This window comes from Geodermatophilus sp. SYSU D00742 (assembly GCF_054049935.1).
Genome location: NZ_JBJGYJ010000023.1, coordinates 1 through 24793, shown reverse-complemented (window position 1 = coordinate 24793; position 24793 = coordinate 1). Strand labels below are relative to the sequence as shown.

General features: G+C 75.1%; 25 protein-coding genes. 20 read left to right on the top strand and 5 right to left on the bottom strand.

The annotated features are described in order from the left end of the window. Positions 1-150 precede the first annotated feature (150 nt). From ACI78V_RS15780 to ACI78V_RS15770, 3 genes are all read right to left on the bottom strand, one after another. Positions 151-1062, bottom strand: a complete 912-nt coding sequence (locus ACI78V_RS15780) for an SDR family NAD(P)-dependent oxidoreductase (RefSeq protein WP_456852353.1) — start codon at positions 1060-1062, stop codon at positions 151-153. A 93-nt stretch (positions 1063-1155) separates the two neighbouring features. Next, positions 1156-1827 carry a 3-oxoacid CoA-transferase subunit B gene (locus tag ACI78V_RS15775; RefSeq protein WP_456852351.1) on the bottom strand — a complete coding sequence of 224 codons (672 nt, stop codon included), beginning with the start codon at positions 1825-1827 and terminating at the stop codon, positions 1156-1158. Then, a complete protein-coding gene (locus ACI78V_RS15770; protein ID WP_456852349.1) occupies positions 1827-2585 on the bottom strand; it encodes a CoA transferase subunit A in 759 nt (252 codons plus the stop codon). The genes ACI78V_RS15775 and ACI78V_RS15770 overlap by 1 nt, the downstream gene beginning before the upstream one ends. Positions 2586-2997: 412 nt before the next feature. Here ACI78V_RS15770 and ACI78V_RS15765 point away from each other — a divergent pair, with 412 nt between their 5' ends. The 3 genes from ACI78V_RS15765 to ACI78V_RS15755 are packed head-to-tail and all read left to right on the top strand — an operon-like array spanning position 2998 to position 6734. Beyond that, complete coding sequence (locus ACI78V_RS15765; protein WP_456852347.1) at positions 2998-4107, top strand: NDMA-dependent alcohol dehydrogenase; 1110 nt, start codon at positions 2998-3000, stop codon at positions 4105-4107. A gap of 10 nt (positions 4108-4117) precedes the next feature. Continuing rightward, positions 4118-5596 (top strand): aldehyde dehydrogenase family protein, encoded by a 1479-nt coding sequence (locus ACI78V_RS15760; RefSeq protein ID WP_456852345.1) that lies wholly within the window; start codon positions 4118-4120, stop codon positions 5594-5596. Between the two features lie 10 nt (positions 5597-5606). Then, positions 5607-6734, top strand: coding sequence for an NDMA-dependent alcohol dehydrogenase (locus ACI78V_RS15755; RefSeq protein WP_456852343.1), 1128 nt, complete (start codon positions 5607-5609; stop codon positions 6732-6734). A gap of 112 nt (positions 6735-6846) precedes the next feature. Here the strand turns inward: ACI78V_RS15755 and ACI78V_RS15750 are convergent, their stop codons facing one another. After that, on the bottom strand, positions 6847-7710 hold the full coding sequence (locus tag ACI78V_RS15750; protein WP_456852341.1) for an IclR family transcriptional regulator: 864 nt from the start codon (positions 7708-7710) through the stop codon (positions 6847-6849). A gap of 368 nt (positions 7711-8078) precedes the next feature. Between ACI78V_RS15750 and ACI78V_RS15745 the strand changes: the two genes are divergently transcribed. The 8 genes from ACI78V_RS15745 (at position 8079) to hisF (ending at position 14368) form a co-directional block, all read left to right on the top strand. Then, a complete protein-coding gene (locus ACI78V_RS15745; protein WP_456852339.1) occupies positions 8079-8642 on the top strand; it encodes a UGSC family (seleno)protein in 564 nt (187 codons plus the stop codon). Continuing rightward, on the top strand, positions 8639-9742 hold the full coding sequence (locus ACI78V_RS15740; RefSeq protein ID WP_456852337.1) for a hypothetical protein: 1104 nt from the start codon (positions 8639-8641) through the stop codon (positions 9740-9742). Before ACI78V_RS15745 ends, ACI78V_RS15740 begins: the two co-directional genes overlap by 4 nt. Continuing rightward, the gene (locus ACI78V_RS15735) at positions 9739-10575 is read left to right on the top strand and encodes an SDR family NAD(P)-dependent oxidoreductase (RefSeq protein ID WP_456852335.1); all 837 of its coding nucleotides are present in this window, start codon (positions 9739-9741) and stop codon (positions 10573-10575) included. The genes ACI78V_RS15740 and ACI78V_RS15735 overlap by 4 nt, the downstream gene beginning before the upstream one ends. Further along, entirely contained in the window at positions 10572-11435 is an 864-nt protein-coding gene (locus ACI78V_RS15730) for an SDR family NAD(P)-dependent oxidoreductase (RefSeq protein ID WP_456852333.1), read from the top strand. The genes ACI78V_RS15735 and ACI78V_RS15730 overlap by 4 nt, the downstream gene beginning before the upstream one ends. Positions 11436-11511: 76 nt before the next feature. Continuing rightward, positions 11512-12435, top strand: a complete 924-nt coding sequence (locus tag ACI78V_RS15725) for an SDR family oxidoreductase (RefSeq protein WP_456852331.1) — start codon at positions 11512-11514, stop codon at positions 12433-12435. A 21-nt stretch (positions 12436-12456) separates the two neighbouring features. Continuing rightward, a complete protein-coding gene (gene priA / locus ACI78V_RS15720; protein WP_456852329.1) occupies positions 12457-13188 on the top strand; it encodes a bifunctional 1-(5-phosphoribosyl)-5-((5-phosphoribosylamino)methylideneamino)imidazole-4-carboxamide isomerase/phosphoribosylanthranilate isomerase PriA in 732 nt (243 codons plus the stop codon). Next, positions 13185-13577 (top strand): RidA family protein, encoded by a 393-nt coding sequence (locus ACI78V_RS15715; RefSeq protein ID WP_456852327.1) that lies wholly within the window; start codon positions 13185-13187, stop codon positions 13575-13577. The genes priA and ACI78V_RS15715 overlap by 4 nt, the downstream gene beginning before the upstream one ends. Next, entirely contained in the window at positions 13574-14368 is a 795-nt protein-coding gene (gene hisF / locus ACI78V_RS15710) for an imidazole glycerol phosphate synthase subunit HisF (RefSeq protein ID WP_456852325.1), read from the top strand. The genes ACI78V_RS15715 and hisF overlap by 4 nt, the downstream gene beginning before the upstream one ends. Before the next feature lie 39 nt (positions 14369-14407). Here hisF and ACI78V_RS15705 read toward each other — a convergent pair whose 3' ends face one another. Further along, entirely contained in the window at positions 14408-15031 is a 624-nt protein-coding gene (locus ACI78V_RS15705) for a TIGR03085 family metal-binding protein (RefSeq protein WP_456852323.1), read from the bottom strand. Positions 15032-15140: 109 nt separating this feature from the next. Between ACI78V_RS15705 and ACI78V_RS15700 the strand changes: the two genes are divergently transcribed. The 9 genes from ACI78V_RS15700 to ACI78V_RS15660 all read left to right on the top strand — a co-directional run. Beyond that, entirely contained in the window at positions 15141-16916 is a 1776-nt protein-coding gene (locus ACI78V_RS15700) for an ABC transporter ATP-binding protein (RefSeq protein ID WP_456852321.1), read from the top strand. Then, positions 16913-18742 carry an ABC transporter ATP-binding protein gene (locus ACI78V_RS15695; RefSeq protein WP_456852319.1) on the top strand — a complete coding sequence of 610 codons (1830 nt, stop codon included), beginning with the start codon at positions 16913-16915 and terminating at the stop codon, positions 18740-18742. Before ACI78V_RS15700 ends, ACI78V_RS15695 begins: the two co-directional genes overlap by 4 nt. Positions 18743-18856: 114 nt before the next feature. Continuing rightward, the gene (locus tag ACI78V_RS15690) at positions 18857-19306 is read left to right on the top strand and encodes a hypothetical protein (RefSeq protein WP_456852318.1); all 450 of its coding nucleotides are present in this window, start codon (positions 18857-18859) and stop codon (positions 19304-19306) included. Positions 19307-19379: 73 nt separating this feature from the next. Beyond that, the gene (locus ACI78V_RS15685) at positions 19380-19895 is read left to right on the top strand and encodes a hypothetical protein (RefSeq protein WP_456852317.1); all 516 of its coding nucleotides are present in this window, start codon (positions 19380-19382) and stop codon (positions 19893-19895) included. Positions 19896-19904: 9 nt separating this feature from the next. Continuing rightward, positions 19905-21557, top strand: a complete 1653-nt coding sequence (locus tag ACI78V_RS15680; protein ID WP_456852315.1) for an FAD-binding dehydrogenase — start codon at positions 19905-19907, stop codon at positions 21555-21557. Then, positions 21554-22240: a hypothetical protein gene (locus ACI78V_RS15675; protein ID WP_456852313.1), complete on the top strand. Its 687-nt coding sequence runs from the start codon at positions 21554-21556 to the stop codon at positions 22238-22240. Before ACI78V_RS15680 ends, ACI78V_RS15675 begins: the two co-directional genes overlap by 4 nt. 35 nt (positions 22241-22275) lie before the next feature. Then, a complete protein-coding gene (hisI, locus tag ACI78V_RS15670) occupies positions 22276-22650 on the top strand; it encodes a phosphoribosyl-AMP cyclohydrolase (protein ID WP_456852311.1) in 375 nt (124 codons plus the stop codon). Next, on the top strand, positions 22637-24154 hold the full coding sequence (locus ACI78V_RS15665) for an anthranilate synthase component I (protein ID WP_456852310.1): 1518 nt from the start codon (positions 22637-22639) through the stop codon (positions 24152-24154). Before hisI ends, ACI78V_RS15665 begins: the two co-directional genes overlap by 14 nt. Continuing rightward, on the top strand, positions 24151-24793 hold a 643-nt coding region (locus ACI78V_RS15660), incomplete at its 3' end, for a Trp biosynthesis-associated membrane protein (RefSeq protein ID WP_456852309.1). The genes ACI78V_RS15665 and ACI78V_RS15660, both read left to right, overlap by 4 nt.

Here is a 24793-nt window from a genome sequence, read left to right as displayed (position 1 = left end):
GTCCGGGAGGGGCACAGAGGCCGTCTCTGCCCCTCCCGGACGCCCCGGGCCGGCGCTGCCCGAACGCGCGCGCGACCACGGCGTCCCGTCAGCCGGGCCGACCGGACCCCGGCGCGGCCACGGGCGGTCCTGCCCTTCGAGGGCGGGGGTTCAGCGCAGGTCGGTGAGACGGGGCGAGGGGAGGCGCTCGTCCGGGGCGTAGATCGTGTGCCCGGTCAGGAACGGGATCGCCGCGGCGCGGGCCTCGTCGATCGGCTCGTCGGGGAAAGCGGCCATGGTCGTGTCGAACCGGTCGCGCACGCCGGCGGCGAACTCCGGGTGGGTGAGGATGAACAGGTCGTTGCGGCGGACGCCGTTGAGCACCCGCTCCCCGGCCTCGACGTAGCTCATGTACGGCTGGGTCTTGGCCCGCTCGAGGAACTCCGCCGGCGGCGGGGTGTAGCCGCTCTCGCCGTACCGGGCCGGCCGGTTGGCGACCGCACCCGCGATGTTGCTGTGCACCGGACCGGGGCAGTAGGCCGAGACGCCGATGCCGTCGGCGGCCAGCTCGATCGCCAGGGCCTCGGACAGCGCGACGACGGCGGCCTTGGTCATCGAGTACAGCCCCGCGACGATCGGCATGAGCGCGGCCATCGACGCGGTGTTGACGATGTGCCCGCCCTCCCCGTGCGCGCGGATGCGCGGCACGAACGCGGCGATCCCGTTGCCGACGCCCTTGATGTTGACGTCGATCAGCCAGTCCCAGTCCGCCGGGGTGGCCGCCATGACCGGCCCGGTGAGGCCGATGCCGGCGTTGTTGACCAGCACGTCGACCCGGCCGTGGCGGCGCTCGGTCTCCTCTGCGGCGCGCTCGACGGCCTCCCGGTCGGTGACGTCGAGGAGGACCGAGTCCACCTCGAGGCCGGCGTCGGCGAACTCCGCCCGGGTCTGGTCGATGTGCTCCTCGCGGCGGCCGCTGATGACGACGGTCATGCCGGCGCGGGCGAACGCCAGCCCGATCCCGCGGCCGATGCCGCTGGAGCCGCCGGTGATGAAGGCGACCTTGCCCTGGACGTCCTGCATGGAGCTCTCCTCGTCTCGACGATGGATCGGGCCCGCACCGCACGACGGCGGTGCGGGCCCGGGCCGGGGTCCGGCCGTGGTCCGACGGCCGGGTCAGCCGGCCAGGTGCTCGGTGTAGGGGGCGGTGGTGCGGGCCCGGACGTCCTCGGGGCTGACGCCGGGTGCGCACTCGACCAGGCGCAGCTGCCCGTCGACGACGTGGAAGACGGCGAGGTCGGTGTAGACCCGGGTGACCACGCCCTTGCCGGTCAGCGGCATCGTGCACTCGGGCACGATCTTCGGCTGCCCCTTGCGGTCGACGTGCTCCATGGCGACCCACACCTGCGGGGTGCCGGCGACGAGGTCCATCGCGCCGCCCACGGCCGGGTTCTTGCCGGGCACGTACCAGTTGGCGAGATCACCGGACGCCGACACCTGCAGCGCGCCGAGGATGGTGCAGTCCAGGTGGCCGCCGCGGATGATCGCGAACGACATCGCGGAGTCGGTGATGGCGGCGCCGCTGATCAGCGTGATGGGCTGCTTGCCGGCGTCGGTCAGATCGGGGTCGGCCTCCTCCGGCGAGGCCTCGGCGCCGATGCCCAGGACGCCGTTCTCCGCGTGGAGCACGACCTCCTTGTCGGCGGGGAGGAAGCGGGGGACCAGCAACGGGATGCCGACGCCGAGGTTGACGACGTAGCCGTCCTGCAGGTCCTGGGCGAGGCGCTCGGCGATGCCCTCGCGCGTGCGGCCCACGACGGGGGCCGGGGCGGGGATGGTGCCGGTCATCAGGAGACCTTCCTCGTCGTCGCGGCGGTGTCCTCGGTGGCGGGGGCCTTGCCGGTGGTCATGACCACGTCGTCCACGAACACGCCGGGCAGGTGGACGTCGTCGGGGTGCAGCTCGTCGACCTCGACCAGCTGCTCGATCTCGGCGACGGTGTGCCTGCCGGACATGCCGGCCATCGGGTTGAAGTTCCGGGCCGACAGGCGGAAGCGCAGGTTGCCCTTGCGGTCGCCCTTGTGGGCCTTGACGAACCCGAAGTCGGCCACGATGCCCTCCTCCAGCACGTACTCGCGGCCGTTGATCAGCCGCGTCTCCTTGGCCGGCACGTGCTCGGCCACGCCGCCGTCGGGGGAGTAGCGCAGCGTGAAGGAGCCGTCGGAGAGCATCGTGCCCGCGCCGGACGGCGTGAAGAAGGCCGGGATGCCCGAGCCGCCGGCCCGCAGCCGCTCGGCGAGGGTGCCCTGCGGGATCAGCTCGAGCTCCACCCTGCCGGCGAAGTACTCGTCGTAGAACTCCTGCAGGATCGGGAAGGACGCCGTCACGCGGCGCAGCCGGCCCTCGTGCAGGAGCCGCCCCACGCCGGTGAAGTCGTGGCCCACGTTGTTGACGATGACGTGCAGGTCGCGGCGGTCGAGCTCGCAGAGCGCGTCGAGGAGCCCGTCCGGGCGCCCGGAGCTGCCGAAGCCGCCGACGGCGATGGAGGCACCCGAGGGCACGCCGTCCACCACGGACAGGATGTCCTTGCGGAACTTGTCGATCACTGGCGGTCCTTCACGGGGAGGGTCCTTCCACGGGTGAGGTCGCTCGTGCACCGCGCCGCGGCCACACGGGAGGGGCGCCGGGGTGGCGCGGGGATCCGGACCGACCGGACCGATGCGGTCGACGTCGGTCGAGCACGACGAGTGCAGCAGCCGTGCACGGCGGGCAGCAGCGCATCTTCCACGTCCCGGAAAGGAGACGGGGCGCACACCGGGGAAGCGGCCCGGCCTCCGTGCCGTCACCGCACGGTCTTCCGTGCTGGGGAAGGACTGTGGTCCGCGCCACCCCGGGAGCCGGATCGTGGACCCCGGCCGGGGAGTGCGCCCGTGCAGCTCGCGACGGTCGGTCGAACTCGTCGCCGTCCTGCCGGGCACCCCGTTGCGGCCGACGTCCAGTACTGGGAAGGAGCCCCATATGAGCATGACCACGCGCGCCGCGGTCTGCCGCGAGCCGGGTCGGCCGTGGGAGATCACCGAGCTCGAACTCGACGAGCCGAAGGCCAACGAGGTCCGCATCAAGTTCATGGCGGCCGGGATGTGCCACTCCGACGACCACATCCAGAAGGGCGACGCGCAGATGCGCTTCCCCGTGGTCGGCGGGCACGAGGGCGCCGGCATCGTGGACGCCGTCGGTGAGGGCGTCACCCGGGTGAAGGTCGGCGACCACGTCGTCTGCTCCTTCATCCCCGCCTGTGGCAAGTGCCGCTACTGCTCCACCGGCCGGCAGAACCTCTGCGACGAGGGCAAGAACGCCTCCACCGGGGAGTTCCCCGACGGCACGTTCCGATTCCACCAGAACGGTGAGGACTTCGGCGGGCTGTGCGTGCTCGGCACCTTCTCCCAGCACGCCGTGGTGAGCGAGTACTCGGTCATCCAGATCCCCGACGACATCCCCTTCGAGATCGCCGCCCTCGTCGGCTGCGGCGTCCCGACCGGCTGGGGCAGCGCGGTGCACCTCGCCGGCGTCAAGGCCGGTGACACCGTGGTGGTCTACGGCGCGGGTGGTGTCGGCAGCAACGCCGTCCAGGGCGCCGCCCTCGCCGGTGCCGAGCGCGTGGTCGTCGTCGACCCGGTGGAGTTCAAGCGCGAGATGGCGACCGTCTTCGGCGCCACGCACACCTTCGCCTCGGCGAAGGAGGCCCACGACTTCGTCGTCGAGTCGACGTGGGGCGAGCTCGCCGACCACGCGATCATCACCGTCGGCAGCCTGCACGACCAGGTCATCGCCGACGCCATGCAGGTGGTCGGCAAGACCGGGCAGGTCACCATCACCGCCGTCGGCAACGGCTGGGTCGACGAGCACCCGGGCGCGTTCATCGGCTACCAGCGGCGTGTCCAGGGCGGCATCTTCGGCGGCTGCAACCCGCTGCACGACGTCCCGCGGCTGATCAGCCTCTACCGCTCCGGGAAGCTCAAGCTCGACGAGCTGGTCACGCGGACCTACACGCTCGACGAGGTCAACCAGGGCTACCAGGACATGCTCGACGGCAAGAACATCCGCGGCGTCATCATCCACGAGCACTGAGGACACAGACATGACGATTGCTCCCCCTGCGCCCTCGGCGGGTGCGTCCCTGATCATCGACAACGCGCAGCTCATCGGTGGTGACTGGGTCCCCGCCGCCGGCGGCGAGACCATCGACGTGATCAACCCGGCCACCGGCGAGGTCCTCGGCCGGGTGCCCCGCGGCACGGCCGCCGACGTCGACGCCGCCGTCCGGGCCGCCGAGGCCGCGTTCCCGGCCTGGCGCGACACCAACGCCACCGCCCGCGCCGCGCTGCTGTTCCGCTGGGCCGCGCTGATCGACGAGAACATCGCCGAGCTCGACGCCCTGGAGTCCCAGGAGGTCGGCCGCCCGCACTGGGGCCCGCCGCCCATGGCCGGGCAGCTGCGCTTCACCGCCGGCCAGGCCGACAAGGTGCAGGGCCTGTCCCTGCCGACCTACACCCCCGACGCCCTCGGGCTGACCCTGCGCGAGCCCTACGGCGTCGTCGGCGCGATCATCCCCTGGAACGCCCCCGGCCCGATGTTCGTCACCGACGTCGGCCCGGCGATCGCCGCCGGCAACACCATCGTGATCAAGCCGGCCGAGGACGCGCCCCTGACCGGGCTGGCGCTGGCCAAGCTGGCGCTGGAGGCGGGCATCCCGCCGGGCGTGGTCAACGTCGTCACCGGCTACGGCCACGAGGCCGGCGCCGCCATCCCCGCCCACCCGCGGATCCGGCGGATCAGCTTCACCGGCTCGCCGCAGACCGGTGAGCTGATCATGGCCGCCTGCGCGAGGAACCTCACCCCGCTGCACCTGGAGCTGGGCGGCAAGTCGCCACAGGTCATCCTGGCCGACGCCGACCTCGACGCCGCGATCCCGGCGATCGCCCGGGGCATCACGCTCAACACCGGCCAGATCTGCGCGGCCGGCTCCCGGGTCGTCGTCGCGCGCTCGATCCACTCCGAGGTCGTGCAGCGCCTGGCGCAGCACATGTCCGAGGTCAAGGTCGGCCCGTGGTACGAGCAGGTGAACATGGGCCCGCTCATCAACGCCAAGCAGCACGAGCGGGTGCTCGAGTACATGCAGCTGGGCCAGCAGGAGGGCGCCGACCTCGTCCTCGGCGGCGGCCGTCCGTCCGGGGCCGAGTTCGAGCGTGGCTTCTTCGTCGAGCCGACCCTGTTCGACAACGTGGACCCGCAGATGCGCATCCACCAGGAGGAGATCTTCGGCCCGGTCCTCGGCGTCACCCCCGTGGACGACGACGAGCAGGCCCTCGAGGTGGCCAACGGCACCGACTACGGCCTGGTCGCGTCCGTGTGGACCCGCGACGTGGGCAAGGCCGTGAAGTTCGCCCGCGGACTGCAGGCCGGGCAGGTCGCGGTCAACTCCGCCCTGGGCGCCGGCGTCATCGGTGGCCCCTTCGGCGGTTACAAGCGCAGCGGCTTCGGCCGCTCGATGGGCGCCGACGCGGTGCTCGACTACACGCAGGTCAAGACCGTGTCCCTCCGTGGCACCGGGAACTGAGAGGGATCGCATGAGCAGCAGCATCACCACGCGCGCGGCCATCGCCCGGGCGCCCCACAAGGGCTGGGAGCTGGTCGACCTCCAGCTCGACGCCCCGAAGGAGCACGAGGTCCGCGTCAAGTTCGCCGCCTCGGGCCTGTGCCACTCCGACGACCACATCACCCAGGGCGACGCGCCGGTGCGCATGCCCGTGGTCGGCGGCCACGAGGGTGCCGGGATCGTCGAGTCGGTCGGCCCGAACGTCACCCGGGTCAAGCCGGGTGACCGGATCGTCTGCTCCTACATCCCGGCCTGCGGGGCCTGCCGGCCGTGCTCCACCGGGCACCAGAACATGTGCGTCAAGGGCCTCAACGCCGGCACCGGCATGTTCCTCGACGGCACCTTCCGGTTCCACCTCGGCGACGAGGACCTCGGCGGTTTCTGCACCGTGGGCTCCTTCTCTCAGTACGCGGTGATCTCGGAGTGGGCGGCCATCCCGCTGGCCGACGACATCCCCTGGGAGGTCGCCTGCCTGGTCGGGTGCGGCGTCCCCACCGGCTGGGGCTCCGCGGTCAACGCCGCCGGTGTCCGTGCCGGCGACACGGTGGTCGTCTTCGGCTCCGGCGGCGTGGGCAGCAACGCCGTCCAGGGCGCCCGGTACGCCGGCGCCAAGAACGTCGTCGTCGTCGACCCGGTCGCGTTCAAGCGCGAGATGGCCACCTCGGTCTTCGGTGCGACGCACGCCTTCGCCACGGCCGGAGAGGCCCACGAGTTCGTCGTCGAGACGACCTGGGGTCAGCTGGCCGACCACGCGATCCTCACCCCCGGTGTGGTGACCGAGGAGATGGTCAACGCCGCCATCCAGATGACCGGCAAGGGCGGCAAGGTCACCATCACCGGCGTCGGCAAGCTGACCGAGAAGGCGGCGCACTTCCACGCCGGCGCGCTCATCGGCTACCAGCGGCAGGTCCGCGGCGCCCTGTTCGGCGACTGCAACCCGCTCTACGACGTGCCGCGGCTCCTCCGTCTGTACCAGGACGGTCAGCTCAAGCTCGACGAGCTGGTCACCCGCACGTACAAGCTGGAGGAGGTCAACGAGGCCTACCAGGACCTCGCGGACGGCAAGAACATCCGCGGCGTGATCCTCCACGAGGGCTGATCGGGGACTCCCGGACGACAGAGGCCGCCGGCACCGCACGGGTGCCGGCGGCCTCTGTCGTGTCCGGCGCGGCCGGTGCCGGGCGGACCCGCGGGCCGGCCGGCACCGCGGCTCAGCCGGCGGAGCGGGGGGTGCGGGACGCGCGGATGGCGTTGCTGGCCTCGGGCTTGGCCGAGGGGGCGCCCAGGGCCCGGGAGATGCCGCGGGCGGTGGCGGCCAGGGCGGGGACCAGGGCGTGGCTCTGCACGGTCCCGCGCTGCACCGTCACGCCCAGGGCGGCCACGACCTCGTCGCGCTGGCCCCGGACCGGCACGGCGACGGCCAGCGCGTCGGGGGTCAGCTGGTTCTCCGCGATCGCCACGCCGGTGCGCCGGACCTCGGCCAGCACCCGCCGCAGCTCGGCGACGTTGGTGATCGTGTCCGGGGTGAACCGCTTGAGCGGGGCCTGCAGCAGCTCGTCCTGCACCTCGCGGTCGGCGTAGGCCAGCAGCACCTGCCCGGTGCCCGTGGCGTGCAGCGGCCAGCGCCCGCCCAGCCGGCTGAGCACCTGGACCGCGCCGCGGGCCCGCAGCGCCTCGACGTACACGCCGTCGGCGCCGTCCCGGACGGCGAGGTGCACGTTGGCACGGGTGGCCTGGTGGAGGTCGTCGAGGTAGGGGAGGGCCAGCTCGCGCAGCTGCAGCCCGTGCGGGGCGAGGGCGCCGAGCTCCAGCAGGCGCAGCCCGATGGCGTAGCGCCCGTCGGGCGCCCGCTCGAGGCCGCCCCACTGCCGCAGCTCGCCGACCAGGCGGTGCGTCGTCGTGAGCGTGAGCCCCGAGCGCCGGCTGATCTCGCTGAGGGTCAGGGAGGGGTGGGCCGGCCCGAAGGCCGACAGGACGGCGAGCACCCGTCCGGCGGCCGTGGCGGCGCCGCTGGTGGGCAGCCGGCTCGGCCGGCTCTCGGTGGCGGCCGCCGGCAACGGTCTGGTGGCTCCCATGCACGCCCTTTCGTTTCACACGACATCTGGTTGGCTGCTGCACCGAAGTGGGCCGCGTCACTGTGCGTGGGCCACCGTGGTGGTGTCAAGCACGTCCGCCCGACCGTGGCGTGCCGCCCTGGCTTCCACCTCAGGGAAGTGCCGTCGCTGCCGGGGTGTGGCCCGGCACACGATGGTCGAGGACGGCGTGAGCCCGGTCACCGCGTCCCCGGTCGGGGAGCCGGCCGTCGGGGTGCCGTCCGCCAGCCGTGATCCGCACGCCGGCCGGCGCCCTCGCGCGCCACCGGCGGCGACCATCCCGCCGAGAGGACACGAGGCCGCGTGAACCCGACCACCTGCCCGACCCCCACCCCGGTGGTGGGGGACTGATGGCCACCCTCGCCGACATCCTCGACCCCACGGGGCAGACGACCACCCGCACCGGCGCCACCGCGCAGGCGCCCCGGCGCACCGACCTGACCGGCGTCCGGCTCGGGCTGCTGGAGAACACCAAGCACAACGCCGCGCTGCTGCTCGACGAGCTCGCCGCGCTGCTGCACAGCGAGCACGGTGCCTCGGCGACGGTGCTGCGCCGCACCAAGACCGCTTTCGCGCTGCCGCTGCCCGAGGAGCAGCTGGCCGAGCTGGTCCGCGAGTGCGACGTCGTGCTGACCGGCGTCGGGGACTGCGGGTCCTGCAGCGCGTCGGCCGTCGCCGACGGCATCGCCCTCGAGCGCGCCGGCGTGCCGGCCGCGGTGATCTGCTCCGACGCGTTCACCGCCACGGCCAGCGGCATGGCCGAGGTCCAGGGGGCGCCGGACTACCGCTACCTGACCACCGCCCACCCGGTGGCCATCCTGGACGCCGACGCCGTCCGCGAGCGGGCCCGGCAGCTGCTGCCGCAGGTCGTCGCCACCGTGACGGCGGCGACCGCCCGGCAGGTGGCGTCATGACCCTGCAGGCCGATGCCCCCGTCGTCGTCCCCGACGCCGACCCCGAGGCCGCCCAGGCCGCCGTCGAGCACTGCTACGCGCAGGGCTGGTCCGACGGGCTGCCGCTGGTCCCGGCCACCCGGTCGCTGGTCGACCGGTTCCTCGCCACCGTCGACCGGCAGGCCGGCGAGGTCATCGGCACGCTGCCGCACCTGAACCGCAGCGTGACCGTGGAGCTCGCGGCCGTCAACGCGGCCATGGCCGGCTGCCGGCCCGAGTACTTCCCGGTCGTCCTCGCCGCGTGGGAGGCGGTCCAGCGGGACCGCTCGGCGCAGGGCGGCGGCTGGCAGTCCACCAGCGGACCCTCGCCGCTGCTGGTCGTCAACGGCCCGGTCCGACAGGAGCTGGGCCTCAACGCGGCCGGCGGCGTCTTCGGCCCCGGCTTCCGCCCCAACGCGACCGTCGCCCGGTCGATCGGGCTCATGGTGCGCAACGCCCTCGGCGTCGTCCCCCACGGGTTCGAGCAGGCCACCCAGGGCCTGCCCGGCCGGTGGCAGGTCTGCCTCGCGGAGAACGAGGAGGAGAGCCCCTGGGAGCCGCTGTCGGTGGAGGGCGGCGTGGCCGCCGGCACCTCGGCGGTCTCCGGGATGCTCACCCGCACCGTCGAGTACGTCGACAACCGGCACACCGCCGACCCCGAGCAGCTGCTGGCCGACTTCGCCGACACGATCTCGCGCAGTGGCGCCCAGATCTTCCGCCACCACCCGGCCGGGATCGTCTTCTGCCCCGAGCACGCGCAGATGCTGGCCGGCGCCGGGATGAGCAAGGCCGACGTCCGCGCGTGGCTGGTCGAGCGCTGCGGCCGCAGCAAGGCCGACCTGGCCCGGGTGGGCAAGGACGGCGTCGGCGACAACGGCGTTCGCTTCGCCGACGGAGGCACCGACCCCGAGGCCTTCGACCGGCTCTTCTCCGGCGAGGGGCCCGAGGTCCTGCCGATCGTCGTCGCCGGTGCCCGCAACGCCGGCATCTCGATGGTGGTGCGCGTCTTCTCCGGCTGGTCGGCGAGCTCGGTGCCCGTCGTCGGCCGGACCACCCCGACCCAGGCAGGAGACCGGCAGTGACCGAGTTCAGCGAGTCCCTCACCGACCCCTTCGGGGACGCGGGCGAGCTCTGGATGACCGGGCGGACCGCCCTGGTCACCGGTGGCGGTCAGCAGAGCACCACGGAGCCCGGCGTCGGCTACGCGATCAGCCGGGTCCTCGCCGCCCACGGCGCGCGGGTCGCCGTCCTCGACCGGGACCTCGCCGCGGCGCAGCGCACCGTGGACGCGATCGAGGCCGACGGCGGCAAGGCGGTCGCCGTCGTCGCCGACCTGCTCGACGACGACGCCTGCAAGCGGGCCGTCGAGGAGACCGTCGCCCAGTTCGGCGGGTTCGACACCCTGGTCAACAACGTCGCCGTCGGTGACCGGGCGGGCATCTTCGAGGTGACCCCCGAGCGGTTCCACCAGCTGATGGACCTCAACCTGACCACCGCCTGGCAGATGACCCGGCACGCGGTCGAGGTGCTGCCCAGCGGCTCGGCGATCGTGAACATCAGCTCCGTCGGGGTCCGGGCCCGCGGGCCGGGCATGGTCTACAACCTGGCCAAGGCCGGCCTGGAGAACATGACCGTCGGCGCGGCCAACACCCTGGGCGAGCGCGGCATCCGGGTGAACTGCGTGCAGGTGGGCGCCATCTGGGGGGCGTTCGCCGCGGCGAACATGTCCCCGGAGATGCGCGAGATCCGCAGGGGCTGGTCCGGGCTGGGCACCGAGGGCAGCCCCTGGGACATCGCCCAGGCGGTCCTCTTCCTCTCCAGCGACCGCGCCCGCTGGGTGTCGGGCCAGATCCTGTCGGTCGACGGCGGCCCGAGCAGCCCCAAGCCGCCGAAGCCGGCCGGGGACGCGACGTGACGGCGCAGCGGGTCGCGCTCGTCACCGGCTGCGGCAAGCCGGACGGCATGGGCCAGGCGATCGCGCGGACGCTCGCGGCCCGGGGGGTGGCCGTCGTCGTCACCGACCTGCAGGCCACCGGTGTGCCCAACCGCCAGCAGGAGCACCGGTCGGCGGAGTGGGGCGGGGTGGAGGCGCTGGTCGCCGACATCACCGCCGGCGGGGGGACGGCGCACCCCGCGCTGGGCGACGTCGCGGTCGAGGCCGACGCCCGGCGCATGGTGGCCGAGGCCGTCGACCGGTTCGGCCGACTCGACGTCCTGGTCAACAACGCCGCCGCGCCGCAGGGCCCCGACCGCGCCGACGTGGCCGACATCCCGGTCGAGGTGTTCGACCGGGTCATCGCGGTCAACCTGCGCGGGCCGTGGCTGATGAGCGCCGCCGCCGTCCCGGTGATGCGGGCCCAGCGCTCGGGCCGGATCGTCAACATCTCGTCGATGGCCGGGCTCACCGCCGCGCCGTTCTCCGGGCCCTACTCGGCGTCCAAGGCCGGTGTCATCGGGCTGACCCGGGCCCTGGCGATGGACCTGGGGCCGTGGGGGATCACGGTCAACGCCCTGTGCCCCGGGCTGGTGGGCACCAGCCGGGCGTTCCTCAGCTCCGGCCCGGACGTCGACGAGGCGGCGCTGCTGGCCTCGCGCGGGCGCAACATCCCCGTCGGCCGGGTGGGCCTGCCCGACGACATCGCCGCCGCGGTGGCGTTCCTCGCCTCGCCGGAGGCCGGGTACATCACCGGCCAGGCGATCCCGATCGACGGCGGCGGGATGAGCCCCTTCCCGCTGCGCCACCCGGAGCCGGCCGAGGCAGCCGCCGTCTCCTGAACGCCCGGGAGTGCCCCGGCGCAGGTCTCCTGCGCCGGGGCACTCGGCTGTCGGTGGCCGGGTGCAGGCTGCCGGCATGGACTACACGCCGCCGGACCTCTCCGGCACCGTCGCCCTGGTCGCCGGCGGCACCCGCGGCGCGGGGCGGGGCATCGCGGTCGCCCTGGGCGCGGCCGGCGCCACGGTGTGGTGCACCGGGCGCAGCACCGCCGGGCGCCCCTCGGAGTACGGCCGCCCGGAGACGATCGAGCAGACCGCCGACCTCGTCACCGCCGCCGGCGGCCGCGGCGTCCCGGTGGTCTGCGACCACCTCGACCCGGCGCAGGTCGCCGCGCTCGCGGCCCGCATCGACGCCGAGTCGGGGCACCTCGACGTGCTGGTCAACGACGTCTGGGGCGGCGAGCTGCTCGTGGAGTGGGACGTCCCGCTGTGGGAGCACGACCTCGACGGCGGCCTGCGGATGCTGCGGCTGGCCGTGGACACCCACCTGGTCACCAGCGCGCACACCCTGCCGCTGCTGATCCGCCGCCCGGGTGGTCTCGTCGTGGAGGTCACCGACGGCACGGCCGCCTACAACGAGCGCACGGTGCGGCTCAACGCCTTCTACGACCTCGCCAAGTGGTCGGTGCTCCGGCTGGCGTTCTCCCAGGCCCACGACCTGCGCCCGCACGGCGCGACGGCGGTCGCGCTCACCCCCGGGTGGCTGCGCTCGGAGATGATGCTCGAGCACTACGGCGTCACCGAGGAGAACTGGCGGGACGGCACCGCGGTCGAGCCGCACTTCTGCATCTCCGAGAGCCCGGCGTTCGTCGGCCGGGCCGTCGCCGCGCTCGCCGCCGACCCGGGCCGCGCCCGCTGGTCGGGGCGGTCCACGTCCAGCGGGGAGCTGGCCCGCGAGTACGGCTTCCCCGACGTCGACGGCACGCAGCCCGACGCCTGGCGCTACATCGTGGAGGTCCAGGACGCCGGCCGACCGGCCGGTGACGACGGCTACAGATGAGGGCTCACTAACCTGTCAGGCGTGCCGAAGCTGCAGCTGCTCCCCGCCGTCGACGTCGCCGACGGCCAGGCCGTCCGTCTCGTGCAGGGGGAGGCCGGCAGCGAGACCTCCTACGGCGACCCGCTCGAGGCGGCGGTGCAGTGGCAGCGCGACGGCGCCGAGTGGGTGCACCTGGTCGACCTCGACGCCGCCTTCGGCCGCGGCAGCAACCGCGAGCTGCTGGCCCGCGTGGTCGGGGAGCTCGACGTCGACGTCGAGCTGTCCGGCGGCATCCGGGACGACGAGTCCCTGGCCGCGGCGCTGGCCACCGGCTGCCGGCGGGTCAACCTGGGCACCGCGGCGCTGGAGTCGCCGGAGTGGTGCGCCCGCGCGATCGCCGAGCACGGTGACCGGATCGCCGTCGGCCTCGACGTGCGCGGCACCCGGCTGGCCGCCCGCGGCTGGACCCGCGAGGGCGGTGAGCTCTACGAGACCCTCGCCCGACTCGACGCCGAGGGCTGCGCCCGCTACGTCGTCACCGACATCACCAAGGACGGCACGCTGCGCGGCCCGAACCTGGACCTGCTGCGCGAGGTGTGCGCCGCCACCTCCCGGCCGGTCGTCGCCTCCGGCGGGGTCAGCTCGCTGGACGACATCCGCGCGCTGGCCGGCCTGACCGCCGTCGGTGTCGAGGGCGCGATCGTCGGCAAGGCCCTCTACGCGGGGGCGTTCACCCTCCCCGAGGCGCTGCGGGTCACCGAGGAACTGGCATGAGAGTGGTGCGGTTCGGCTCCGACACGCCCTGGGAGGCGGTGGTCGGCTACAGCCGCGTCGTCGTCCACGGTGACATGGCCTGGGTGAGCGGCACGACCGCGACGGTGGACGGCGAGGTCGTCTGCCCCGGCGACGCCGCCGGGCAGACCCGCCAGGCGCTGGCCAACCTGGCCGAGGCGCTGGAGCGGGCCGGGTTCACCGTCGCCGACGTCGTCCGCACCCGCCTGTTCGTCACCGACATCACCCGCTGGGAGGAGGTCGGTCGGGCGCACGGCGAGGTGTTCGGCGACGTCCGCCCGGCGACGTCGATGGTGCAGGTCGCGGCCCTCATCGACCCGGCGATGCTGGTGGAGGTCGAGGCCGACGCGGTGCGGAGGGCGGGGGCATGAGTCTGGCGGTGCGCGTCATCCCGTGCCTGGACGTCGACGCCGGGCGCGTGGTCAAGGGCGTGAACTTCGTCGACCTGCGGGACGCCGGCGACCCGGTGGAGATGGCCCGCGTGTACGACGCCGAGGGCGCCGACGAGCTGACCTTCCTCGACATCACGGCCAGCTCCGGCGACCGCGAGACCACCTACGACGTCGTCCGCCGGACCGCGGAGAGCGTCTTCATCCCGCTGACCGTCGGCGGCGGCGTCCGCAGCGTCACCGACGTCGACCGGCTGCTGCGCGCCGGCGCGGACAAGGTCGCCGTCAACACCGCCGCCGTCGCCCGGCCCGAGCTGATCAGCGAGATCACCGACCGGTTCGGCAACCAGGTGCTCGTGCTCTCCCTCGACGCCCGCCGCTGCCGGGACGGCGCGGTCACCGACTCCGGCTTCGAGATCACCACGCACGGCGGGCGCCGCGGCACCGGGCGGGACGCCGTCGAGTGGGTGGTCCAGGCCGCGGAGCTGGGGGTGGGCGAGGTGCTGCTCAACTCGATGGACGCCGACGGCACCCAGGCCGGCTTCGACCTGGAGCTGATCCGGGCGGTCCGCCGGGAGGTCACCGTGCCGGTCATCGCCAGCGGGGGTGCGGGGGAGCCCGGGCACTTCCCGCCCGCGGTCGAGGCCGGCGCCGACGCGGTGCTGGCCGCGAGCGTGTTCCACTTCGGCAAGCTGCGCATCGGCGAGGTCAAGAGCGCGCTGGCCGACGCCGGTGTGCCCGTCCGCCGGGAGGCCGACTCCCCGATGCGGTAGCGCCGCCGCCGGGGGTGGGCCACTCCTCGGCGATCCCGCTCAGGAGATCTCGACGCGGGCGACGTCCTCCCGGCCGCTGGCCCACAGCAGCAGCTCCAGCGGCTCGCCCTCGACCGTGGTGGCCGGCTCGGCCCGCGAGATCCGGCGCACCATGCCCGGGACGTCGCTGCGCCGCAGCCGCAGGCCGCCGGGGACCCTGCCGACCGCGCGGCGGGCGTAGAGGACAGCGGCCCCCCACAGCTCGTCCTGGTCGGCACGGGTCAGGGCGCGCGGGGACCAGCCCGGCTGGGCCCGGCGGGCGTCCTCGTGGTGGACGACGAACTCGGCGGTGTTGAGCAGCCGCGCCAGCAGCGGCCAGCCCAGCGGCGACCAGACCGGCGGGCCCGAGCGCAGCCGGGCGACGACGTCGGCGTGCGGGGTGGACTCCCGCAGCTGGTCCTCCAGCCGGTGCGACCAGGCGGTGAGCGGCCGGGCCACCCCGAGCTGCTCGACCGCCAGCCCCGGCATCGCGTCGGGCCGCCGCTCGCGGACCACGAGGTGCGCGGCGAGGTGGGCGGTCGTCCACCCCGCACAGCAGGTCGGCGCGTCGGGCCCGAGCCGGTCGAGCAGGTCGGCCAGCTCCGCGCGCTCACGGTCGACGAGGGGCCGGGAAGAGGAGGTCACCCGGCGAAGTTACCGAGGGTGCGGAGCCGGGGACACCGGTCCGCGGAGCGAGATGTCCGAGGCCCCCCGTACGGTCGCGACGCCGCCCGAACGACGACCGAGGAGGACCGTGCCCCGCCGCCGAGAAGCCGTGGTCCGGCGAGGGGTGCGCCACATCGGGCGCGCGATCGCCGAGCAGCCGGGCATGTTCACCCTCGCCTTCCTCGCCAGCAGCCTCTACGGCGCGATGACGGTCGCCAGCGCCTACGTCATCGGCGAGGTCACCGGCCGCGTCGTCCTGCCCGCGTTCGAGCAGGGGACGACGACGGCGGCGGCGCTGACCCTGGCCGCCGGCGCCATCCTCGCGGTGGCCGTCCTCAAGATCCTCGGCATCCTCGGCCGGCGGCTGTTCGCCGGCATCATGGGCTACCGGCTGCAGGCCTCCTACCGCCGCCGGGTCACCGGCCAGTACCTGCGGCTGCCGCTGTCGTGGCACCAGCGCCACCCCACCGGGCAGCTGCTGTCCAACGCCAACTCCGACGTCGAGGCCGCCTGGTTCTTCGTCGCGCCGCTGCCCTTCGCCTGCGGTGCGCTGGTGATGATCGCGATCACCGTGGTCGCCCTGGTCGCGACCGACCCGTGGCTGGCGCTGGTCGGCCTGGTCGTCTTCCCACTGGTGTTCCTGGCCAACGCCGTCTACTCGCAGGTGATGAGCCCCCGCATGCAGCGGGCCCAGCAGCTGCGCGCCGAGGTCAGCGAGATCGCCCACGAGAGCTTCGACGCCGCCCTGGTGGTCAAGACCCTGGGCCGGGAGGACGTCGAGACCGCCCGCTTCACCGCCCGCGCCGAGCAGCTGCGCGACGGCCTGGTCGCCGTCGGTCGGGTGCGCGGCCTGTTCGACCCGCTCATGGAGGCGCTGCCCGGTCTCGGCACGCTGGCGGTGCTGCTCATCGGCGCCCAGCGGGTCGCCGTCGGGGCCACCGACGCCGGCGACCTCGTCGCCATCGCCTACCTGTTCACCCTCCTGGCCCTGCCGATCCGCGCCATCGGCTGGGTGCTGGCCGACCTGCCGCGGGCGCTGGCCGGCTTCGACCGGGTCACCCCCGTGCTCGACGCGACCGGCGAGACACCGCACGGGGAGCACGCCGCGCCGCGCGGCACCGCCGGCGCCGGCCTCGACCTCCGCGACGTCGGGTTCACCTTCGACGGCACCGCCGCTCCCACGCTGTCGGGCATCACCTTCGACGTCGCCGCGGGCAGCACCGTCGCCGTCGTGGGCCCCACCGGGTCGGGCAAGTCGACGCTGGCCGGCCTGCTGGTGCGGCTGGTCGACCCCGGCAGCGGGCAGGTGCTGCTCGACGGTGTCGACCTGCGGGCCCTGCGCGAGGGCGAGGTCAGCGGGCAGGCGGCGTTCGTCCCGCAGGGCACCTTCCTCTTCGACGACACCGTGCGCGGCAACGTCACCCTGGGCGGCGACTTCTCCGACGAGGAGGTGTGGTCGGCCCTGCGGGTGGCGGCCGCCGAGGAGTTCGTCGGCCGGCTCCCCGAGGGGCTCGACACCCGGGTGGGGGAGCGCGGCGCGTCGCTGTCGGGCGGCCAGCGGCAGCGGCTCGCGCTGGCCCGCGCGGTCGTCCGCCGGCCGCGGCTGCTCGTGCTCGACGACGCGACCAGCGCCGTCGACCCGGCGGTGGAGGCGCGCATCCTCGACGCCCTTCGCGACACCGACCGGCCCTCGACGGTGGTCGTGGTCGCCTACCGCCAGGCGACGATCGCGCTCGCCGACGAGGTCGTGTGGCTGGAGGGCGGCCGGGTGCTCGCCCGGGGCACGCACGAGCAGCTGCTCGCCGAGGTGCCCGGCTACCAGGCGCTGGTGCGGGCCTACGCGCAGACGGAGGTGGCGGCATGAGCACCGCGCTCGCCGAGCACCGCGACGAGGGCGCGCTGCGCACCCTGCGCCGCGGCCTGCGGATGATGCCGGAGTTCCGCCGCGGCCTCCCGGCCACCTTCGCCCTCGCCCTGGTCGCCACCGCCGGGCGGGTGGTCGTGCCGATCGCCGTCCAGCAGGTCATCGACCGCGGCCTGTCGGGCCCGGGCGGACCGGATCTCGGGCTGGTCCGCGACCTCGTGCTGCTGTGCGCCGTCGTCGTGGTGCTCACCGGGGTGGCGGTGTACCGGATGAACGTCCGCCTGTTCCGGACGACGGAGACCGCCCTGGCCGGGCTGCGCGCGCGGGCGTTCCGCCACGTCCACGACCTGTCCGTGCTGCACCAGCAGGGCCAGCGGCGCGGGTCGCTGGTCTCCCGGGTCACCAGTGACGTCGACCAGCTCTCCACCTTCATGCAGTGGGGTGGCGTGCTCGGCGTGGTGAGCCTGGGCCAGCTGGTCGTGGCGACCGTGGTGATGGCCGTCTACTCCTGGCAGCTGACCCTGCTGGTGGTGGTCTGCTTCGTGCCGCTGGCCGTCGCCATCCGCTTCTTCGCCCGGCGGCTGGCCGTGGTCTACGGCGTGGTCCGGGAGCGGGTCGGCGACGTCCTCGCCGCCGTCTCGGAGGCCGTGGTGGGCGCCGCGACGGTGCGGGCCTACGGCATCCGGGAGCGCACCGCCGCCCGCCTCGACCGCGCCGTCGACGGGCACTACCGGGCGCAGGTGTCCGCGCAGCGCACGACGGCCGCGGTGTTCGTCAGCGGCGAGTTCGTCGCCGCGATCGCCAACGCCGCGGTGGTCGTCGTCGGTGTGCTGCTCGGCGTCGGCGGCGACCTCACCGCCGGCACCCTGGTGGCGTTCCTCTTCCTCGTGACGCTGTTCGTCGCCCCGGTGCAGACCGCCAGCGAGGTGCTCAACGAGGCGCAGAACGCCGTCGCCGGGTTCCGCCGGGTGCTCGACGTGCTCGACACCGAGCCCGACGTCCGCGACCCCGCCGTGGCCGACCCCGCCGGCGCGCGGGAGCTGCCGGGTGGCCCGCTGGGGGTGCGGTTCGAGCACGTCACCTTCCGGTACGCCCCCGGTGCCCGGCCGGCCCTGGACGACGTCGACCTGGACATCGCGCCGCGCCGGCGGGTCGCGATCGTCGGCGAGACCGGCTCGGGCAAGACGACCTTCGCCAAGCTGGTGACCCGGCTGATGGACCCGACCGCGGGGCGCGTGCTGCTCGGCGACGACGCCACGGGGTGGGTGCCGCTGGACCGGGTCTCGTTCGCCTCGCTGCGCCGGCGGGTGGTCATGGTGCCGCAGGACGGGTTCCTCTTCGACGCCACCGTCGCCGACAACGTGCGCTACGGCCGGCCGGGGCTGACCGACGCCGAGGTGCTCGCCGCCTTCGACCACCTGGGCCTGGCGGCCTGGGTGGCGGGCCTCGCCGAGGGCGTGGCGACCCGCGTCGGGCAGCGGGGGGAGTCGCTGTCGGCGGGGGAGCGGCAGCTGGTCGCCGTCGCCCGCGCCTACGTCGCCGATCCCGACCTGCTGGTGCTCGACGAGGCGACCAGTGCGGTCGACCCGGCGACCGAGCAGCGGCTGACCCGTGCCCTCGACGCCCTCACCGACGGGCGGACGACCCTCACCATCGCGCACCGGCTGTCGACCGCCGAGCGCGCCGACGAGGTGCTCGTCGTCGACGCCGGACGGGTCGTCCAGCGCGGCACGCACGCCGACCTGGTGGACGCCGAGGGTCCCTATGCGCGGCTGCACGCCTCCTGGCGGCGCTCCTCGGCCGGCGAGCCGCAGCCGGCGGGCTGAGCCACCGGGCCCGGACGGCGGCGCACGCGCTCCTCCGGCCGCGCTGCGACGGCCGCGACGCTGCGCCGGTGCCACAGGCCCCGCCGGCGGCTCCGGCGCCCTAGCCTGCGGAGCATGCCCACACCCACCGGCCGCGCCCGGCCCCCGGTCGACGACGTCCCCCCGTCCGACCCGCGCATGCCGGGCCCGGCGCTCGCTGCGGGCGTCCTGGGCATCGTCGGTGCGCTGCCGCCGGCCTTCGTCGCCCTCTCCGCCGTGGCCCTGGGCGGGCTGACCGCCGACGCCGGTCCCGACCCGTGGACCTACCTGCTCGTCGTCGCGCCGGTGCTGCAGCTGTGGGGCGCGCTGTGGCTGCTGGCCCGTCGCGGCTGGCTGCTGCTGGTGCTGTCGGTCGTCCCGGTCGCCGTGCTGACCGGTGCGGTCATCTGGGCCGCGGCGCGGACCGAGACGGGCGGCTCTGCCTGGCCGCTGCTGCTCCTCGTCCTCCCGGTGCTCGCGGCGGCCCTCGCGCTCACCCGGCGTGTCCGCCGGTGGATCGCCGGCCGCCCCCGCCGCGCCCGCTGAGCGACCGGCGCCGCCCGCCCGAGGGGTCCCCGGCCGCGGGTCGTCGACCGCGGGCGGCCCTACGCTGCCGGGCATGCCGTCGTCCTCCTCGCGGAGCCGGGCCGTCCCACGCCGCTCGCCCCGCCCGGCACCACGGCCGGCACCGGGTCGCACCGCGGGCGCGGCGCCGCTGGAGCGCCCCCTGCTGGCCCCGTTCGCCGCGGTGTTCGGGGTGCTCGTCGCCGCCGAGGACCTCTTCCTGGGCTACCTGCTCTGGGAGCCGGACCGCGGCTGGCACTGGTACGTGGTGGGCGCCGCTCTCCTGGCCGGCTGGGCGGCCACGGGTGCGGCCATGGTCTGGCTCGGCCGGAGCAGGGGGTGGCTGGTGCTCGCCGCCGGTGCTGCGCTGCCGCTGCTGCTCCTCGCCGGCCTGGCGGTCCTGTTCGGCGTGCTCGGCGGCGGGTCGGCGACGTGGTGGGCGGTGCTGCTCCTCGTCGGGCCGGCCGGCTGCCTGGCGCTGACGCTGCGCCGCCCGATCCGGGAGTGGACCCGCCCCGCCCGGGCGACGCGCTCCCCGCAGCGGGGCCGCCGTGGTGCCCGCGCCCGCTAGCGTGCGTCCGTGATCGACACAGACGTCGTCGTGGTGGGCGCGGGCCTGGCCGGGCTGGTCGCCACCGCCGAGCTGGCCGACGCCGGCAGGCGCGTGGTGCTCCTCGAGCAGGAGCCCGAGGCCTCCTTCGGCGGGCAGGCCTGGTGGTCCTTCGGCGGGCTGTTCCTCGTCGACTCCCCGGAACAGCGCCGGCTGCGCGTGCGCGACTCCCTGGAGCTGGCCCGGCAGGACTGGTTCGGCACCGCCGGGTTCGACCGCGACGAGGACCACTGGCCCCGCCGCTGGGCCGAGGCCTACCTGCAGTTCGCGGCGGGGGAGAAGCGGGCCTGGCTGCGGGAGCAGGGGGTCGGGTTCTTCCCGGTCGTGGGCTGGGCCGAGCGCGGCGGGTACACCGCCACCGGCCACGGCAACTCCGTGCCGCGCTTCCACATCGTGTGGGGGACCGGGCCCGGCCTGGTCGAGCCGTTCGCCCGCCGGGTGCGCGCCGCCGTCGACCGCGGCCTGGTGGACCTGCGCTTCCGCCACCGGGTCGACGAACTGGTCGTCAGCGGCGGTGCCGTGACCGGCGTGCGCGGCGGCGTCCTGGAGCCCAGTGACGTCGCCCGCGGGGTGGCCAGCTCCCGCACCGAGGTCGGCGCGTTCGAGGTCACCGCGCAGGCCGTCGTCGTCACCTCCGGCGGGATCGGCGGCAACACCGACCTGGTGCGCCGGAACTGGCCGGCCCGGCTCGGGCCGGCCCCGCAGCGGCTGCTCTCCGGCGTCCCGGCGCACGTCGACGGCCGGATGCTGCAGGCCACCGAGGCCGCCGGCGGGCACCTGATCAACCGCGACCGGATGTGGCACTACACCGAGGGCGTCGCCAACCACTCGCCGGTCTGGGAGCGGCACGGCATCCGGATCCTCCCGGGGCCGTCGTCCCTGTGGCTGGACGCCACGGGCGCGCGGCTGCCGGTGCCCCTGTTCCCGGGCTTCGACACCCTCGGCACGCTGGCCCACATCGGGCAGACCGGGTACGAGCACACGTGGTTCGTGGCGACGCAGAAGATCGTGGAGAAGGAGTTCGCGCTGTCGGGCTCCGAGCAGAACCCCGACCTGACCGGGAAGGACGTCAAGCTCCTGCTGAACCGGGTCAAGGCGGGGGTGGCCGGGCCGGTGCAGGCGTTCCTCGACCGCGGGGAGGACTTCGTCGTCGCGTCGACCCTCCCGCAGCTGGTGGCCGGGATGAACCGCATCACCGGCGGGACGCCGGAGCTGGACCTGGGCACGGTGGAGCGGGAGGTCGTCTGCCGCGACCGCGCCATCGCCAACGGGTTCGGCAAGGACCTGCAGGTCACCGCCGTGCGCGGCGCCCGCCAGTACCTCGGCGACAAGCTCATCCGCGTCGCTCCGCCGCACCGGCTGCTGGACCCCGAGGCGGGGCCGCTGATCGCGGTGCGGCTCAACCTGCTGACCCGCAAGACCCTCGGCGGGCTGGAGACCGACCTGTCCGGGCGGGTGCTGCGCGCCGGCGGGGAGGTCTTCCCCGGCCTGTACGCCGCGGGCGAGGTGGCCGGCTTCGGCGGCGGGGGCATGCACGGTTACCGCTCGCTGGAGGGCACCTTCCTGGGTGGCTGCCTGTTCTCCGGCCGGACCGCCGGCCGCGCCCTGGCGGCGGCGCTGTGAGCGCACCGCGGGACCCGTGGTCGGACCCGGCCACGCAGACCGAGCAGGGCGCCCCCTATGCCGGCCCGCCCCCGACGGCGGCCGTCCCGCCGTGGATGGGGCCGCCCTACGGTGCGCCCGGCGATTGGAGCCCGTACGGGGCGACGCCCTACGGCGCCCCCTACGCGCCGTACGGGATGCCGTGGCCGCCGCCCCCGGCCGGGCCCCGGCGACCCGGCCAGGTCGTCGCCGCCGCGGTGCTCGCCTTCGTGCAGGCGGCCGGGGTCGCCGTGGCATCGGCCTACGTCTTCCTGGTGGCCTCCCTGTTCACCCTCGCCGACGGGGAGCCCGGCTTCCCGGGCGACGGCCGGGCGCTGGCCGCGGAGGCGACCGTGCTGGCCGCGGTCCAGATCGTCTCGGTCGTCGCGCTGGTCGTGGGCGGGGTCATGGTGCTCAGCCGGCGCAGCCGGGCCGCGCGCCGGACGCTGGTCGCGGCCCTGGGGCTGCAGGTGGCCCTGGCCGTCTACTGGGCGGTGCGGCTGATGGCCTTCCTCGGGCAGGTGCCCGGCGCGGACCCGTCCGCGGTGCTGCTGTTCGGCGTCTTCTGCTTCGCCGTCGCCCCGGCGGTCGCCCTGGGGCTGTCGGCCGGGCGGTCGGCCCGCGAGTGGTTCGCCGTCGACCGGCAGGGGGCGCCGAGCCGGTGACCGGGGCGGACGCCGTCGGGTGGGACGATCGGGGCATGTCCGTCGTCCCCGCTCCCGAGTCCGCCCTGGACCCGGCCGTCGCCGCGCTGCTGCGCCGTGACGACGCCGGCCTGGTCGCCGCCGTGGTCCAGCAGCACGACACCGGCGAGGTGCTCATGGTCGCCTGGATGGACGACGAGGCGCTGCACCGCACCCTCACCACCGGGCGGGCCACCTACTGGTCGCGCAGCCGGCAGGAGTACTGGGTGAAGGGCGAGACCTCCGGGCACCGCCAGTGGGTCCGCGACGTGCGCCTGGACTGTGACGGCGACGCCCTGCTGGTGCTCGTCGACCAGGAGGGCCCGGCCTGTCACACCGGGGCCCGCAGCTGCTTCGCCCGTCCCCTGGAGGTGTCCCGTGCGGCTCGGTGAGACCACGCCGTCGCGCGAGGAGTTCGAGGCCCTCGACCGGACCGGGCGCGCCGTGGTGCCGGTCACCCGCCGGCTGCTGGCCGACGGCGAGACCGCCGTCGGCATCTACCGCAAGCTCGCCGGCAACCGGCCCGGCACGGTGCTGCTGGAGTCCGCCGAGCAGGGCAAGCGGTGGGCGCGGTACAGCTTCGTCGGCGTCCGGAGCGCCGGCGTCCTCACCGAGCGGGACGGCGTCACGCAGTGGCTGGGGCAGCCGCTGCCCGGGCTGACCGACGACCTGCCGGACGACCCGCTGGCCGCCGTCCGGACGCTGGCCCGCCGGCTCCGCTCGCCACGCACCGAGGGCCTGCCGCCGCTGACCGGCGGCCTGGTCGGCTACCTCGGCTACGACGTCGTCCGGCGGCTGGAACGGCTGCCGGTCCTCGCCGCCGACGACCTCGGCATGCCGGAGCTGGCGCTCACGCTCGTCACCGACCTCGCCGTGCTCGACCACACCGACGGCACGGTGCTGCTCATCGCCAACGCGCTCAGGGGCGCGGGCGAGGACGGCACCGGCTGGGACGACGCCGTCGCCCGGCTCGACGCGATGGCCGCCGACCTCGCCAAGGCCGTGCAGCCGGGGGTGGCCACCTTCGCCACCGCCGAGCCGCCGCCGGTGGTCAGCAACATGGCGCCCGGGGTGTTCGAGGACGGCGTGGAGCGGGTCCGCGAGCACATCCGGGCCGGCGACGCCTTCCAGGTGGTGCTGTCCCAGCGCTTCGAGGTGCCGACCGAGGTCGACGCGCTCGACCTCTACCGGGTGCTGCGGGCGACCAACCCCTCGCCGTACATGTACCTGCTGCGCTTCGCCGGCCGGGAGACGCCGTTCGACGTCGTCGGCTCCTCCCCGGAGGCGCTGGTGACGGTGACCGGTTCCTCGGCCGTCGTCCACCCGCCGGCCGGCACCCGGCCGCGCGGCGCCACCCCCGAGGAGGACGCCCGGCTGGCCGAGGGGCTGCTCGCCGACCCGAAGGAGCGCGCCGAGCACGTCATGCTCGTCGACCTGGCGCGCAACGACCTGGGCCGGGTGTGCGTCCCCGGCACGGTGGAGGTGCCCGACTTCATGCGGGTCGAGCACTACAGCCACGTCATGCACCTGGTGTCCACCGTCGCCGGTGAGGTCGCCCCGGAGTGGGACGCCCTCGACGTCTTCGACGCCACGTTCCCGGCCGGCACCGTCTCGGGCGCGCCCAAGCCGCGGGCGATGGAGATCATCGAGACGCTGGAACCGACCCGCCGCGCGCTGTACGCGGGCACCGTCGGCTACGTCGACGCCAGCGGCGACCTCGACATGGCCATCGCCATCCGGACGGCGGTGCTGCACCAGGGGCGGGCCTACGTGCAGGCCGGCGCCGGCATCGTCGCCGACAGCGACGCGGTCACCGAGGAGGCCGAGACCCGGCACAAGGCCCGGGCGGTCCTGTCCGCCATCGCCACGGCCGAGGGGATGCGGGAGCTCCCGTGAGCGCCCCGTGGGAGGCGGGGACCGCTCCGCCGGGCCGCGCCCGCCGGGAGCTGACCCTGGCGGTGGCCGGTGCCGCGCTCGCCGGCGGGCTGGCCCTCTCCGCCGGCGGGCAGACGTGGACCACGGCCACGCTGCGGCGTCCGGCGCCGCTCCCGCCGACCACCACCGAGCTGACCGGCAGCACGCTGGCGCCGCTGGTCCCCGCCGGGGGGCTGCTGCTCCTGGCCGCCGCGGTGGCGCTGCTCGCCGTCCGCGGCGCGGGGCGGACCGCCGTCGGCCTCCTCGTGGCCGTCGCCGGGGGCGTGCTCGGCTGGTCGGGGCTGCGGTCCCTGGTCGGCGACGCGGACGCCGCCGCGGCGGCCGCCGTCGGCGCCGGCGCGCCCGGCAGCGACCTCACCGCCGAGGTGCACGCGGCCTGGCCGGTGCTGGCCCTGCTGGCCGGCGTGGTCGCCGTCCTCGCGGGGCTGCTCACCGTGCTGCGCGGCCGCGCCTGGCCGGGGATGGGCCGTCGCTACGAGCGGACGCCGGACGGCGGCGCGGCCGCGCCGCCGCGGACCGACGAGGACCGCGCCCTCGACCCCTCGCGCGCTCTGGACCGCGGGGTGGTCCCGACCGAGCCCGGTGGACGCGAACCCAGAA

Coding starts and splice junctions, on each gene's coding strand:
- ACI78V_RS15760 (WP_456852345.1), top strand. CDS start 4,118: ATGACGATTGCTCCCCCTGCGCCCTCGGCGGGTGCGTCCCTGATCATC.
- ACI78V_RS15740 (WP_456852337.1), top strand. CDS start 8,639: ATGACCCTGCAGGCCGATGCCCCCGTCGTCGTCCCCGACGCCGACCCC.
- hisF (WP_456852325.1), top strand. CDS start 13,574: ATGAGTCTGGCGGTGCGCGTCATCCCGTGCCTGGACGTCGACGCCGGG.
- ACI78V_RS15695 (WP_456852319.1), top strand. CDS start 16,913: ATGAGCACCGCGCTCGCCGAGCACCGCGACGAGGGCGCGCTGCGCACC.
- ACI78V_RS15755 (WP_456852343.1), top strand. CDS start 5,607: ATGAGCAGCAGCATCACCACGCGCGCGGCCATCGCCCGGGCGCCCCAC.
- hisI (WP_456852311.1), top strand. CDS start 22,276: ATGTCCGTCGTCCCCGCTCCCGAGTCCGCCCTGGACCCGGCCGTCGCC.
- ACI78V_RS15715 (WP_456852327.1), top strand. CDS start 13,185: ATGAGAGTGGTGCGGTTCGGCTCCGACACGCCCTGGGAGGCGGTGGTC.
- ACI78V_RS15690 (WP_456852318.1), top strand. CDS start 18,857: ATGCCCACACCCACCGGCCGCGCCCGGCCCCCGGTCGACGACGTCCCC.
- ACI78V_RS15685 (WP_456852317.1), top strand. CDS start 19,380: ATGCCGTCGTCCTCCTCGCGGAGCCGGGCCGTCCCACGCCGCTCGCCC.
- ACI78V_RS15745 (WP_456852339.1), top strand. CDS start 8,079: ATGGCCACCCTCGCCGACATCCTCGACCCCACGGGGCAGACGACCACC.
- ACI78V_RS15765 (WP_456852347.1), top strand. CDS start 2,998: ATGAGCATGACCACGCGCGCCGCGGTCTGCCGCGAGCCGGGTCGGCCG.
- ACI78V_RS15780 (WP_456852353.1), bottom strand. CDS start 1,062: ATGCAGGACGTCCAGGGCAAGGTCGCCTTCATCACCGGCGGCTCCAGC.
- ACI78V_RS15775 (WP_456852351.1), bottom strand. CDS start 1,827: ATGACCGGCACCATCCCCGCCCCGGCCCCCGTCGTGGGCCGCACGCGC.
- ACI78V_RS15750 (WP_456852341.1), bottom strand. CDS start 7,710: ATGGGAGCCACCAGACCGTTGCCGGCGGCCGCCACCGAGAGCCGGCCG.
- ACI78V_RS15725 (WP_456852331.1), top strand. CDS start 11,512: ATGGACTACACGCCGCCGGACCTCTCCGGCACCGTCGCCCTGGTCGCC.